The sequence below is a fragment of the Helicobacter apodemus genome, from assembly GCF_000765745.2.
Taxonomy (GTDB): Bacteria; Campylobacterota; Campylobacteria; order Campylobacterales; family Helicobacteraceae; genus Helicobacter_D; species Helicobacter_D apodemus.
Genome location: NZ_JRPC02000011.1, coordinates 20861 through 34434, shown reverse-complemented (window position 1 = coordinate 34434; position 13574 = coordinate 20861). Strand labels below are relative to the sequence as shown.

Genomic DNA, 13574 nt, shown 5'->3' with positions numbered 1-13574 from the left:
TACAATAAAATAATTATATGTTTTTTATTTTATGTAATAACTACTTAAAGTAAATTTAAATCAAATTCAAATTACCAATTACTAAAAATTTTATTTAAATTAAAGTTTGCTTTTAAATGTATGCTATTTTTTGCATTCTTTTAGTGATTGTGCTATTTTCTTCACTAATACTACATTTCATTTAAAGGAACAAAAATGCCAACAGGAGAGCAAGAAACGCCATATAAAGACCTCGATTATGAAGCAATTTTAAATATGGATTATGGATATAGAACAGAAGCAACAATCGCACAAAATGCCAAAGACATTGCAAGAGAACATAATTTAGATGAATTAAGTGTGAAAGAAGAATTAGATAGGATTAATCAATTCCAACAAAAAGATAAAGAAACTAGAGAAGAAGAGATTGTAGAACAAAAGGAACAAGAAAAAAATCAGGAAGTAGGGCAGGTAGATAAAAAAATCGAAGAATCCACACAATCTATACAAAAACCTCTTATAATAGAACAATTAGAAAAAGAAATACAACAATGGGAAAAAACACAAGAGATAGAAACTAATAAAAACCATTCTCCTAGCCCTAAAGAAAAAATAGAGATTGCACAAAATACAATAACAGAGCTAAATAATAATAGCCCATTAGTAAAAGAAGCTATAGAAACAGAGCTTTCAAAACAAACTTTTCAAGAAGAGATTAACGAACTCTTAATAGAGAAAGAATATAGAAATAATCAAGCAATAAATCCACAAAACCAAGAAAATACTACCAATCCTCTTGATAAAATTAACTCACAAGAAACAAGAACAGAGGAAAATAAATTTACCAATCTAAGTGATGAGGAATTAGAAGAGAAAATTAAAGAGTTAGAGGCAAAACGAGGACAAGAAGAGGAGCATTTAAAAGAGATTGTTATGCAATTTACTCCCAAAGACATTGCTGAACTCCTCCAACAACTCTATAAATTAGATAAATCATTATCCCAGATTATAGAAACAGAACAAACTAAACAATTAGCAGAAAGTGAAAATAAAATGCGAGAGTTTCAAAAACTATTAGAAAAAGATAAGCTAGAAGCTCTTACAAAAATTGTAGGTGATATAAGCGATAAATATATTCAGCTACAAAGCGAGAAAGAACAAATCTTAGAATCTAAAAAAGAGTATGAAGCTCTTAACCAACTTATGGAAAATAAAGAGAAACCAGAAATCATTCAAGAGAGAATACAAAGAATCCATAAAGAATTACCTAATTTTAAAAAAGATTATCCCAATACCATCAAAAAAGCCACAGAATACCCAAAAGAATATGAAAAATCTCAATCCAAACCACAAGAGAAAGGAATAAGTTTATAATGAAGCAGTCTATAAAGAAACATATAAATACAAAATTTTTTAAAACAAAATGTATTCCATTGATTTTTCTTTCTTCCTTTAATGTAGTCAATGGAGCAGGAATCCCTGTGGTGGATGCTACAAATTTAAGCCAAACCATTATGGGATATGTGCAAGATGGATTAGCACAAGCAAAAGACTATGCTTTACAAATGCAACAATATACACAAATGGTAAATAATGCAAAAAGCTCGGGAGTTAATTTAAAAGATTTTTACGCTATTTATGGTTCAGCGATGAAAATTATAGAAACAAGTATTGACCTTTATCAAGATATTTTAGATTTACCTAATAATGTTTATGGGCGTTTTGAAAAAGCTTATGATACTTGTATGGCAATAAGAAGCTTACCACAAGCTAAAAATTTAAAAAATGCCTTAGAAAAAGGTAAGAAATTAAGGGGGAGATTTAGTTCTTGCACTACAGCTATTAGTAATTCAGGAGCATTTATAAAAGATATAGAATCTATCAATAATGAGATTTTAGAACTAGAAGCACAAAGAGCAAGAATAGGGGATAAAAGCGGAGAAATTACTAGAAAAATATTAAAAAAGCAAGAAGAAAAAAGACAGCTAGAACACTTAAAAATACAAGCAGAATCCGCAATGAAAGAATCACAATTAACAGACCTTGCTAATCGATTAGATTATATTGAAGAATCAGAAAACGAACAATATCTAAAAGATATGCGAAGAATGCAACAACAGCTTAACAAAGCGACAACAGATAAGGAGATTGCAGCAGCTACAAATGCTTTGCTTTATTACAATATTCAGCAACAGCAAAAAATGTATGAGCTTCAAAGTAAATATCTCAAAGTAGAAGTTGCAGAGAAACAAGCAAATTTACAGCCAATAAACGACTATCAAAAGCAAGAGATAGATACAAGAAGTTTGCAAGAAATAGATTCTAATTTTGCAGAGCAAGTAAAAAAAGGTAAGGAAGTTCCAAAAGACCCATTTGGAATCCCAATAATGAGAAAACAATAAACCAATATTAAGGAGAAAAAATGAGAAATTTTTTAATATCAAGAGTAATAAAACTTTCTTTTCCTGTAATACTTTTTATATGTAATACCTTACAGGCAGAAGTTAAAATAGAATATTTAAGTGGAGATACAAGGAGTGCTTGTGAAGCACTTATTTGTTTAGCTTCACCAGTAAAACCACCAGAGTGTGCTAGTGCAATAGCAAGATATTTTGCTATTAAATTTAAAAAGCCTTGGGAAACTTTACAAGCTAGAAAAAATTTTTTAAATCTTTGTCCAACAAATAATAACGATATAAATTTAAAACATTATCAAACAGGCATTTTGCCTTTTGTAGATGAGGAATGCACAATTCCCTCTTTAAATGCTAGAGTAGAAACAAAACGAGACGCTTTTAAAAAAACCATTTGCCATTATGATGTAGATGGAGAGCAAGTTTGCAGGGTTGTGGATAAAATAGGTTTTAGAATTAATCCAAATCTTACAAACTCTTGTAAATTATTAGCAAGTTCTCACTATTCAGATTATAGGCTAAAATACACTTGCAATAACAAATTCTACACAAAAGAAGAGTGGGAAAGCGGAAAAGAAATTATAGGTGAAATTTCAAAAGCAGAATTTGACAACTTACCTGTAGGAAAAAAATTATCTCTATCCAAATGGGAGATGAATAAGAGGAATAAACATAAATTCTTTAATAACTATATTAGTTATTCCCTAGTGTCAAAGTATTACAAAACACAAACAATTAATAAGAGTTGTTGGATTAATCAAAATAAGTAAGGGATTTATTCCCTTTTATTTAAACATTTAAAAAATAATAAATAACATTTAAAAACATTTTAAAAATGTTAAAAACTATTTTTTAACATTTAATAACATTGTAAATCAAGGATTAAGAATGGCAAGAATATCAAAATTGAATCCAGAAGAAACATTGCAACTTCCTTTAGACCAAATCCTGCTTAATTTGGGTTATTTTAAAGACAAAAACAAAAGCTCAAAAAACCACATTAAGCTTAAAAACGACAATGGAGACGCTTTGGTGATTTCACGCAATGCAAAGGGCGATTATCTTTACTTTAATCCTTATGATGAAAGGGACAAAGGAAATATTTTTAATTTCTGTAAAAACAGAGGATTAAAGGTGCAAGATTTGCTCCAGCTTCAGAAAGAAACAAATTTGCAATGCCATACTTTACCTAAAAACACTGAAAGAGATAAAGAAGTAGAAGAGGTGTTAGCTAAGTTTTTAACCTTTAAGAATTTACAACCTAAAAATCATTTTTCTAGTGATAGGGGTATTAGTAATGCAATCTTGCAACATTTAACCAGTGAAATTAAGATGGATGGAGATAATATTGCGATTCCAACCTATACAATCAAAACCTTACAGAATACACCAAATAAACCCAAGCAAGAGCAAACACAAGAACAACAAATCTTTTCTAAAACAGGCTACCAGCTTCATTTAAAGAATCCTATTTTAAAAAATAAAGAGGGAGAAACTTACACAAAACCTTTAAAGCAAATTTGCTATGGTAAAAAAGGCTTAGAAGCGATAATTTTTTCTAACAGCAAGGAAAAAGAAGAAAGAAGCAATATTGCAAAAATTATTCTTACAGAATCTAGTATTGATTCTTTAAGTCTCTTTGAAAAGCTCAATAATGAGAGATTAAACAAAATAAATACTATTCCAAACACATTAATTCTCTCTACTAATGGCATAATCACAGAAAGTCAGCTACAAGCTTTGCAATATCTTGATAAGAAATTTCCTAATGCTAAGGTATTTTTGGGATTTGATAGAGATAAAGCAGGAGAGAAGAATACACAAAAGGCACAAGAATGCTTTAAAAATGCGGAAGTGAATGTGATAAAGCCTTATTGTAAAGATTTTAATGAGGATTTAGTTCTCTCTAAAGTCTTAGAAATAGGTATAAATGCTATTACAAAAGATAATATTCATCAATCTTTGCGGGATTTTAATGAGAATTTAGCCTTTTTTAACAAAGGAGAAGAGTTTATTTATGAGCATTTAAAGCAACAATCTTTTCAACAAGGAATCCAAATTGCAACAAGGGTTTATTATGCGTTAAATCAAAATTTAGAGATTCCACAAGAGCTAAAACAATCTATGGAAAAAAACTTAGAAACTTTTAATCAAAAACTCCTTGCGTTTGAAAATAAAATGGAGAAATTAAAAAACTAAAATATCCTTTCAAAAACTTTTAAATGGCTTTAAATATTTTAATTAATAATTGCAATATTAAAATTAAGCTCTAAAATGGCTCTAAAATCATTAAAAAAGATTAAAATAATATAAAACCCTAGCTTTATCTATTTTTTTAATCCTATACCCATTAAAATTGATTTATGGAGGTATATAGTATTTTGGTATTTGTTTATACGAAAACTAAAACTTGATTTCTTTATAAAAGTATTCTTTAAAACTAAAATATCCTTTCAAGCTAAGAACAGGTTAAAAAGGAATATTTAAACATTTAAACAGAACTTTTTAACTTTCCTTTTAACTTTGATTAAACTATCTTAACTGGAATCTATCTTTAACTAGAAACTATCTATTGAAATTAAACTCAATATTAAACTCAATATCTCTTTCCCTTTTAGATTCTTTATAATATATAGGAAGGACTAAAAAATAATTTTTAAAAAATACAATAATGAGAATGAAAAAATATACTTAAATATTCTAATTTTAGAAACTTACAAGAATAATGAGAATCCATATTTTAAAGATAAAATCAAAAGCCTATTTTTGCGGAAATGGTAATTTTTGAAGTTTTAAAAATATCGTGGAATAGGGTTTTTGTAGTTTAAAAATCAAAAGCCTATTTTTGCGGAAAATTCATTATAAAGCCATACGCAAAATAATCATTAAAAATAAATAAAATTTATGGAATTAATCAAGAATATTTTAAAAAACTTTAAATTTCTCCAGAATATATTACAATTTTCTACAAAACTAGAATCAAAGTCTTAATGTTCTATTCTCATTATGGTTTTAAGAATGCAGGAGTGGAAAACCATATTTTAAGCTTATTTTTAACAAAAGGTTTAAAATGCGGTTAAGATTTTATGTGGAAAGTCGTATTTAAAGCTATTATTAGCCTTTTATTCTTTTGCATTTAAAAATACTTTAAGCAAAATAATAATCTTTAAACTACTAATTTAACGCACTTTCTTTAAAAATTTATTCCGCAAAAATAGGCTTTTGATTTTATCTTTAATCTTGTCAAATCTTTTGAAAAAGGATTTCTAGTTTCTTAAAGTTTTCCGCATTTTCATAGGTGTTTAGCCAAGCTTCTACCCAAAGAGGAATAGAAAGATTCCAAGTCGTGGGTGTTGAATACCCAATTCCCACCTTTTCACAAAATTCCGAGCGTGTTAAGTTGAGTGTTTTCAATCTTGATACAAAGTCCTCTTTTGTGAAGCTTTTATCCACTTTTGTAAGTTGTGATTCTACTATGCAGTCGTTTTTCAAAATTTCTATAAATTGTTCGTATTTTTGAGCAGTTTTGTAAATTTCTAGCCAAGAAATTGCATATTGTGGGATAGGATTTTTCGTATCCCAATGGTTATTCATCGTCTTATAATTTACTCCGAGCTTCTCACAAAAGCTTTTGCGTGTTAAATTGAGTCCTTTTAGCACTTCGTCTAATTCTTGTTTTGTCATAAGTTCTCCTTTGTCCCGCCTTTATCAAGGTTAAAGGCGGAAAAATGAGACTTTTAAGTCTCATTTTAAATGTTCTTAAAGCAGGGGGATACCCCCCGCAACGCCCCCCTAAAAAAGGGAGAAAAAGTTAGTGGATTATAGCATAAAAATTAAAAATGTGGTAAATTTTGTGTTTTTTTTGTTAAAATAGTTGCTTTTTTAATAAAAATATGGTATAATTTTTACATAAATCGATAAAAAGGTTGTAAAATGGAAACAGGATATAAAAGAGCTTCAAGGAAAGCAGTTACAATTTTAGTCCATTTTCAGCCCTCTTTTTGTTTATTATAGGGGGTTTAAAATGGATTGGATTAATTTTAATGATATGCCCGATTTTATTGCGGATATGGAAAATATTTTAAAAAGAGAAAATTTAAGCGTAACAGAAGAGGAAGTGTGGGAAATTGCAAGGGAATCCCCTTGTGTTCCTTTGTTTCAAAATATTTATATAGAATTGGTTTTTATGCACTTGGAGAGTTTGTGTGAATCGCATAATCTTTCTTGTGAATATCAAGTAAATTGTCTTGCAAGTTCTTTTAGTATAGAGGACGAGGAATTTTACACAGAAGATGATTATTACGACAAAATACGCAAAAGTGCTTAAAAAGGTGGTAAAATGGAAGCAATAGTAAAAAGTTTTCATTCTCTTATGGATAAGTTAGAAAATGAACTTAGTCAATCAAATTTTGTTGAAGTAAATAAAATTCTTAATAAAATTGAAAAAGTTGAAAATAACCTTATTGCACACTTAAGTATTCAAGAGAAAACAAAAAATTTTTCTTGCAACTCCATAATCCTTTTTTGGAGGAAAACAAAATACACGCAATGGGTTTTAACTATAAAGTTAAAAAATTTAGAGATGGCGTTATTAAGATTCAAGGGCATATCCCTAACAAAACAACTTTAAAGAGAAATATAAGATTATCTGAATTAGAAGTATTGCCCCCTCTGGGGATGAGAGATTATATCAAGACCACTCTATTAATCTTAGTGATACAATAACACAAGCTAAACAAAAATTATCACAAACAAAAGAGAGGGTTAAAGCAGGATGAAGCTCCACAAAAACAGGGTTTAAGTAAGAATATTTAAAGCAAAAAATTTGTATAATATGTGTGGATTTAAGGTTAGGCTTTTCTTATAAAAGGAGGGCTTAATGGCAGAGATAATAATTGTCTTAACGATTATTCTTTTGCTTATTCTAGTTGTGAAGAACTAGATAAGCTAAATTAATTTTTATTACAATCAGATTCTATGCCACTTCCGCTTATAAAAGTCTTAAATCCCTTGCAAATCTAAAGCCGCTTAAGCGGGAGTGGTTTTAGTTATAAGGAGAATGTGAAAGATTCTCTTTAATGTTTAAAGCTTCTTTGTTTTTACTGCTAGAAATTATTTGCTTCTTTTCTTTTATTTGTTGTGGAGATTTATTTTTAATCTTTTGTTCTAATTCTTTTAAAAATTCTATATTATTTTTTTCTAAAGCCTTAGAAAGCGTAGAAAATTCTTTAAAATTAAAAAGGGAAATTTCTTGTTTATTTTTAAGATATTTTTCTAAGAATTGGTATTTTTTCTCTAAAGTTTTATCCATAAAAGAAATGTTTCTATTGATTTTATCTAAATAAGAAATATGTACTTCACCTCTAATTGCCATAATGGAACATTTTAAAAGAATTTTTTTCATTTCTAGGAGTTTAAAAGCATTGGCTTTTTCTCCAAATATTTTAGAATGTTTGAGATTTGTTTTAATGTAGTCTAAAGTAAAATCATTGGCGGTTTGTTTTTGTAATATTATTTCTTTTTCAAAAAGATTTAAAAGGGTTTGTTGTTTCTTAGGGAGGTGCTTTCTTTTAAAATTTTTTTTCAAAAATTCTAAGTATTTTTCTTTTTCAAAAATGGAAGCCCAATCATTAGAAAAAGATTTGTCTAATTCCATATAATTATCTGTTAGATTTCTATCACGCTTAAGTTTTGAAATTTCTTCGTCTATATCTTTGTAATTACTATAAAAAAACTTCAATTTCTCATTTAATTTTTTGACTTCTTTAAATTGTTGGAAATAGATTTTATTTTTATTCATTTGATTTTTTAAAGCTTCCACAATAAGATTCTTTTTTTCTACTCTTAAATCCCAAATAAGTTTTCTTAAATTCAATCTTTTGTTCTCTAAATTATCAATTTTCTTTTTTAGGGAAGTGTGTTGAGATTCCAAAACATTTAAAAGAGCAATTTTAGAATTTAAGTTGATTTTTTCTAAATCTTTGAGGTTTTGTTCCAAATCATTTTCTAATTTCATTGTGTTTTTATAATTGTAACCTCTTTGGTTTAAAGAAGTGGCAAAATCATTGCGTAAATTATTAAAAAAATTTCTAATTTCTTCCCTATCTTTGAAGTGAATTTTTCTATCTGTGATTTGATTTCTTTTGTTAAGCAAAATATGAATATGAGGGTTATTTTGATGCCAATGTGGAACAAAAACAAAATCATTAAAAGGGAAATTTTTTTTGATTGTTTCAATAGCAGATTGAATTAAATAAGAACGACTAACAAAGGAATCTTGTTCCTTGATACTAAAAACTAAATGCCATACATCTTTTGAATTTGTATTTGTGCCAAAATCTTTCTCCCATTTTTTAAAAACATCTGGAGTAGTTAGCTCATTGTTTTCACTATCATAACAAGTGAATTTTTCGCTATGCTTAATGCAATAATTGAGTGCGTTTTTAAATCCATTTTTATTTAAATTTGAAATGTTTTTTATCACTACTTGCTTTTGTGTATAAGAGGAATCCCCTTTAACATTTTTAAACAAATAGATAAAATGATTTTGTGGATAATTTTCTATCCCTTTTTTATCGAATTGTTGTTTGACTTTTTTTGCTTTAATTTCCTCAAAATCAAAGAATAGTGCTTTATCTTTTTGCTTTTTAAATTCTCTAAAAGTTGGGAAGTAATTTGAAGCCAAAATAAAAATCCTTATATAAAAATATTTTCTATAACTTGCCTAAAAAATATTCTAATAGAAATTAATTTAAATTATTATTACAATATTTTTTGCAGGATAACCCTCTAATGTATGCTTTTTTAGAAAAAAAGTCTTTATTAATGCCTATAAATAGGGCATTTCTAAAGAGATTTTTTTGCAAAAATAAAGTTTTTAAAAAAAAATAAAAAGTTTAATCGTTAAATTCTTTGAAAATTCTTTAAAAATTTATTCCGCAAAAATATGTTTTTGATAATGAAAATTTTATAAAGGAATTAAAAATTTTTTTACAAAATTTTATTTGCGGAATTTGTAATATTTTTTAAACCTTTTGCAACTATCTTATATTGTTTTTTACAAAGCAATATTTTTTAAAACCTCTTGTAACATTTTAAAAATACTTTAAGCAAAATAATAATCTTTAAACTACTAATTTAACGCACTTTCTTTAAAAATTTATTCCGCAAAAATAGGCTTTTGATAATGAAAAAAAAGTCGTTAGTATTCCTCAAATTTTTCAAAAAAAGGAGCATAAATGCTTAAAGGTTTTTCACAAAAAATTTGGTTTATATGGTTTGTTGTTTTACCTATGATGATGTTTGCTGCAAATGATAGCGCACTTGGAAAATTTAAAGGTGAGTTTGAAACACAAGTTGAAAACACTGCAAGTGATGTTGCTTCTATGGTAAATACTTTTGTTAGTGTGATTGGGGTTTTATGGCTTGTAATTTTACTCATCATTGTAATGTTTAACAAAGAAAGAATGATGGAGCATATCAAAGGTATTATTGCAGTTTCTGTGATTTTAGGAATTGTTTGGGGAATCTCTAAATCTTTAATTTAATTTTGAAAGAAATAAGCAATGTTAAATTCATTTTGTTACAGGGAATTAACAAAAAAACCAAAAGCAAAAGGCTTAAGTATTACCTCTTGGATTATTTGGGCTTTTGCAAGTTTTATTTTTTGGTTTTTACTTCAACTTTATGCAATTCCTATTGCAATTATAATTTTGGCTTTGCTTTATACATTGGAATTTTTTGATGAGGATATTTATGATGTTATTCAAATGCGTTTTAAAATTAAATCAAGAAAATATTTTGCATAAAAAATAAAGATAAAAAAAATGTCTTTTTTAAAAAATTTTTTTGCAAAAAATCAGCGACAAGAAAAACTCCCTAAAGATTCTGCAAAAACTGAATTATTTTCTTTGATAAATAAAATTTTAAAAGAGGGTGATAGCATTTTTACAATTCTACAACCCAAAATTTTTTCTATGGCTTTGGAAAATAATATTGCACAAAAATATAATGAAGAAATTATTGTAACCAGTGATAAAAATTTATGTATTGGATTTGAATTATTTGGTTATAGCTATTCTGCAATTACTCCTGAAGAAGAACTCTCATTAAGTGAGGCAAGGAATCGTTTTTTTACTTCTTTAGGAGATGATGTAGTTGTAAGTATTGTTTGTAAAAAAGAAAAAATTCTTTTAGACTATATCAAATCTGAAATTAAAAACCCTTATGCAAAAGAAATTGTCGATAAATGGGAAAATTTGCGTGAAGCTTACCAAATTGTTTATTATTTTATAATCTCCACTAAAAATAAAGCGATTTTGGGAGAATTGAATAAATTTAAAGACAAATTTACTAAAGAAAAAGAAGAGGGGAATGGAATTTCTACTATAGAATTAGACAGAATCCAAAAACAAACAAAATCAATCAACTATGGCTTAGACCAAAAGGCAAACACACTAGAATCCATAAAGCAGGTTATAAAAAATACGCTCAATGAATTTAAACCAAGAATATTAAGCTCTGATGAATTAATTAACTTTTTTGCAACCTATGCAAATATGAATAAAACAAATCTAAAATATAGCTATGAGCTTTTAACAGATTGTTACATTACAAGTGATGTAGAATTTAAAAAGGATTACATTATTTTCCATACAAATAAGGCAGATAATGTGATTCCAATAGATGAGAATAATAATCCATTAGAACCTACACAAACAAGCGAAAAAATCTATGCTAAATTCATTAGCGTAAAAGCTTATGAAACAGAAAATATCTCCAGCAATATTAGCACTGCGGTTTTAAGAGAAAATATAGAATATAGTGTTTTTATTAGTTGTGAAGTTGTGCCAAAAGAAAAGGCTTTAAAGCACATTAAAGATAAATCAGTCTTTGCAGTGCAGGAAGCCAAAGAAATGCTTAATGCACTAGAACAAGACATACGAAGCGATAGAGAAAAACTTTTAGAAACAAGTTACTCCATTTTAATTCACGCTCCTAGTTTAGAAGAATTAAATGAGAAAACTAATCGTCTTAAAGGTGTGTTAGAAAATCAATATTTAGCAATGATTGCTGAAACATTAAATCTTGCACCTTTATTCTTTTCTTTCTTTCCAAGTAGAAGCAATTTGAATGCAAGAAAAAGAAGTTTGCAAAGCTCTAATCTAGCCACAATGATAAATTTAGAAAATGATATTTTAGGATTCAATAAAAATCGATGGGGTAATGCACCTGTTACAATTTTTAGACATCTAAGCGGAAGCCCATATTTTTTTAATTTTCACGCAACAAGTGGTAAGGAAGCAAGTGGGCATACAATGATTATCGGAGGAACAGGCACAGGTAAAACTGCCCTAACACAATTCCTAATGGCTAATCTTTTCAAATATGATATTAATATTTTTGCAATGGATAAAATGCGTGGTATGCACAATTTCACAAAATATATTGGTGGAGAATATCACGATTTAGACGATGAAGCAGGATTTAAACTTAATCCCTTTTCTTTAGCTAGAACGACTGAAAATTCTAATTTTTTAAGAGCGTGGTTAGCAATGATGATAGGGATTGATGAAAAAGATATTCAAGCCATTAATAATATTCAAGATACTTTAAAAAGATTAGAAATGGTGGAACACCCTAATTTTAAAGAGTTTCACAATTCCCTTGAAACACAAAATGACCCTAGCAAATTAGATTTAAAAATGGCATATCAACCTTTTTTGGATTCCATTTTCAACCACCAAGAAGACGCACTAAACTTTAAAGAACAACTCTCTATTTTAAATATGGACGCAATCATCAAAGATAAAACACTAGCGGGGCTTATGGCATTTTACATTTTTCATAAACTCTCTAACAATGCTAAAGCTACAAATAAAGGATTTTTTGTGTTTGTAGATGAATTGAAAGATTATTTGAATAATGAGATTATGCGTGAAAAATTACTAGAAGCAATCCTAGAAGTTAGAAAAATTAATGGTTCAGTAATGGTAGCAACACAAGATATTGGATTTTTTAAAGAAATCCCAAAAGGAAGCTCCTTTATTAATAATATGGTAAATTTCTTGATTTACCCCACTAAAAACGAGCAAACCCTAGAAGATTTACGCACAATGGCAAATCTTACAGGAAATGAAATTTCATTTTTAAATAAAACCAATCCAACAGAACGCAAAATTCTACTAAAAAGGGGAGATTATTCCGCCATTTTAGATGTGAATTTATCAAGATTGCAAGGGTATTTGAATGTCTTTAGTTCAGATGCTGGAGATGTGAAAAACCTTAAAGCATTAAAAAGAGTTTATGGAGAAAAAGAGTGGCGAGAGCTTTATATAAGAGGGCATAGAATGCCTGATGAAGATTATTAAGGAGGAATAATAAATGAAAAAGATTTTAACTTTAAGTTTAGTAATTACAAGTGTAATATTTAGTGCTTGCAGCAAACACGCTATTAAACAAAGCCCTTGTGCTTGTTATGATGTAGAAATTTTACAAGAGAATAAAGGCTAAAATGATGGATTTAAAAAACTTAAAAGACCCAAATTATATCTTTCAATTAGAGAAAAATATTACCAAAATCCTTTTTATTCTAGTTGTAATTCTAAGTGGATTATTATTTTTAGCCCTTTTTTCACTTGCAATTTTAATGCCGCTTAAAGAGACAAAACCCTATTTAGTTTTCTTTTCAGAGCCACAAGGTAGTTTTTTTAGAATAGAAACACAAGGTTTTAATGTTCGTAGCGACATTGCACTTTTAAAATCTCTCCTAGCGGGATATGTAATTAAACGAGAAACAATTAATAGAATTGATGATGATGTGCGTTATAGAGAAGTAGCACTTCAAAGTGAAAACAAAGTTTATAAAGTATTCCAACAAGCAGTAACTCAAAGCGGTTCAATCTATCAAACAAAGAATCTTTACAGAGAGATTGAAATCATTAATAGTCAAATTCTAAGTCAAGATGTTGCAACTATAGAATTTATTGCAAAAGAAAGACGAGGAGAACTGCAAACAGGCTATCAACGCTATAAGGCTACTTTGAAATTTGGATTTGAATCAAAAGAAATTAAAGAAAATGCGATTCCATTAAATCCCACAGGGTTTATTGTTTATGAATATGCCTTAAGCAAAGTTAATATTGAAAAAGATGGAACAATGAAAACAATCGCACAATAGGG

General features: G+C 28.0%; 13 protein-coding genes. 11 read left to right on the top strand and 2 right to left on the bottom strand.

The genetic code is table 11. The features are described from left to right. The first annotated feature begins 195 nt into the window (after positions 1 to 195). From LS72_RS05180 to LS72_RS05165, 4 genes are all read left to right on the top strand, one after another. On the top strand, positions 196 to 1353 hold the full coding sequence (locus tag LS72_RS05180; RefSeq protein WP_034552600.1) for a coiled-coil domain-containing protein: 1158 nt from the start codon (positions 196 to 198) through the stop codon (positions 1351 to 1353). Further along, on the top strand, positions 1353 to 2381 hold the full coding sequence (locus tag LS72_RS05175) for a TrbJ/VirB5 family protein (RefSeq protein ID WP_034552597.1): 1029 nt from the start codon (positions 1353 to 1355) through the stop codon (positions 2379 to 2381). Before LS72_RS05180 ends, LS72_RS05175 begins: the two co-directional genes overlap by 1 nt. A gap of 20 nt (positions 2382 to 2401) precedes the next feature. Beyond that, positions 2402 to 3163, top strand: coding sequence for a TrbM/KikA/MpfK family conjugal transfer protein (locus LS72_RS05170; RefSeq protein WP_084590119.1), 762 nt, complete (start codon positions 2402 to 2404; stop codon positions 3161 to 3163). 118 nt (positions 3164 to 3281) lie between these two features. After that, positions 3282 to 4592, top strand: a complete 1311-nt coding sequence (locus LS72_RS05165; protein ID WP_052087211.1) for a toprim domain-containing protein — start codon at positions 3282 to 3284, stop codon at positions 4590 to 4592. 1044 nt (positions 4593 to 5636) lie between these two features. Here the strand turns inward: LS72_RS05165 and LS72_RS05160 are convergent. Beyond that, positions 5637 to 6077, bottom strand: a complete 441-nt coding sequence (locus LS72_RS05160) for a hypothetical protein (RefSeq protein ID WP_138155147.1) — start codon at positions 6075 to 6077, stop codon at positions 5637 to 5639. 340 nt (positions 6078 to 6417) lie between these two features. On the opposite strand from LS72_RS05160, the gene LS72_RS05155 reads away from it, so the two are divergent. Together LS72_RS05155 and LS72_RS05150 are read left to right on the top strand one after the other, a co-directional pair. Further along, positions 6418 to 6720: a hypothetical protein gene (locus tag LS72_RS05155; RefSeq protein ID WP_034555038.1), complete on the top strand. Its 303-nt coding sequence runs from the start codon at positions 6418 to 6420 to the stop codon at positions 6718 to 6720. A 12-nt stretch (positions 6721 to 6732) separates the two neighbouring features. Next, positions 6733 to 7023: a hypothetical protein gene (locus LS72_RS05150; RefSeq protein WP_034555034.1), complete on the top strand. Its 291-nt coding sequence runs from the start codon at positions 6733 to 6735 to the stop codon at positions 7021 to 7023. Between the two features lie 414 nt (positions 7024 to 7437). Here LS72_RS05150 and LS72_RS05145 read toward each other — a convergent pair whose 3' ends face one another. Further along, positions 7438 to 9078 (bottom strand): relaxase/mobilization nuclease domain-containing protein, encoded by a 1641-nt coding sequence (locus LS72_RS05145; RefSeq protein ID WP_034555032.1) that lies wholly within the window; start codon positions 9076 to 9078, stop codon positions 7438 to 7440. 553 nt (positions 9079 to 9631) lie between these two features. On the opposite strand from LS72_RS05145, the gene LS72_RS05140 reads away from it, so the two are divergent. From LS72_RS05140 to LS72_RS05125, 5 genes are read left to right on the top strand one after another with little or no spacing between them, the layout of a single operon-like run. Then, positions 9632 to 9940: a hypothetical protein gene (locus tag LS72_RS05140; protein ID WP_034555031.1), complete on the top strand. Its 309-nt coding sequence runs from the start codon at positions 9632 to 9634 to the stop codon at positions 9938 to 9940. Between the two features lie 18 nt (positions 9941 to 9958). Next, positions 9959 to 10201, top strand: coding sequence for a VirB3 family type IV secretion system protein (locus tag LS72_RS05135; protein ID WP_138155145.1), 243 nt, complete (start codon positions 9959 to 9961; stop codon positions 10199 to 10201). 18 nt (positions 10202 to 10219) lie between these two features. Continuing rightward, positions 10220 to 12763, top strand: a complete 2544-nt coding sequence (locus LS72_RS05130) for a VirB4 family type IV secretion/conjugal transfer ATPase (RefSeq protein ID WP_138155143.1) — start codon at positions 10220 to 10222, stop codon at positions 12761 to 12763. 13 nt (positions 12764 to 12776) lie between these two features. Further along, positions 12777 to 12905: a hypothetical protein gene (locus tag LS72_RS11565; protein WP_269149279.1), complete on the top strand. Its 129-nt coding sequence runs from the start codon at positions 12777 to 12779 to the stop codon at positions 12903 to 12905. A gap of 4 nt (positions 12906 to 12909) precedes the next feature. Continuing rightward, complete coding sequence (locus LS72_RS05125) at positions 12910 to 13572, top strand: VirB8 family type IV secretion system protein (RefSeq protein WP_034554905.1); 663 nt, start codon at positions 12910 to 12912, stop codon at positions 13570 to 13572. Positions 13573 to 13574 lie beyond the last annotated feature (2 nt).

Bases quoted from the DNA above. Each gene is read 5' to 3' on its own strand.
- LS72_RS05180 (WP_034552600.1), top strand. From the start codon at position 196: ATGCCAACAGGAGAGCAAGAAACGCCATATAAAGACCTCGATTATGAA.
- LS72_RS05160 (WP_138155147.1), bottom strand. From the start codon at position 6,077: ATGACAAAACAAGAATTAGACGAAGTGCTAAAAGGACTCAATTTAACA.
- LS72_RS05135 (WP_138155145.1), top strand. From the start codon at position 9,959: ATGTTAAATTCATTTTGTTACAGGGAATTAACAAAAAAACCAAAAGCA.
- LS72_RS05125 (WP_034554905.1), top strand. From the start codon at position 12,910: ATGGATTTAAAAAACTTAAAAGACCCAAATTATATCTTTCAATTAGAG.
- LS72_RS05140 (WP_034555031.1), top strand. From the start codon at position 9,632: ATGCTTAAAGGTTTTTCACAAAAAATTTGGTTTATATGGTTTGTTGTT.
- LS72_RS05175 (WP_034552597.1), top strand. From the start codon at position 1,353: ATGAAGCAGTCTATAAAGAAACATATAAATACAAAATTTTTTAAAACA.
- LS72_RS11565 (WP_269149279.1), top strand. From the start codon at position 12,777: ATGAAAAAGATTTTAACTTTAAGTTTAGTAATTACAAGTGTAATATTT.
- LS72_RS05170 (WP_084590119.1), top strand. From the start codon at position 2,402: ATGAGAAATTTTTTAATATCAAGAGTAATAAAACTTTCTTTTCCTGTA.
- LS72_RS05150 (WP_034555034.1), top strand. From the start codon at position 6,733: ATGGAAGCAATAGTAAAAAGTTTTCATTCTCTTATGGATAAGTTAGAA.
- LS72_RS05130 (WP_138155143.1), top strand. From the start codon at position 10,220: ATGTCTTTTTTAAAAAATTTTTTTGCAAAAAATCAGCGACAAGAAAAA.
- LS72_RS05155 (WP_034555038.1), top strand. From the start codon at position 6,418: ATGGATTGGATTAATTTTAATGATATGCCCGATTTTATTGCGGATATG.
- LS72_RS05165 (WP_052087211.1), top strand. From the start codon at position 3,282: ATGGCAAGAATATCAAAATTGAATCCAGAAGAAACATTGCAACTTCCT.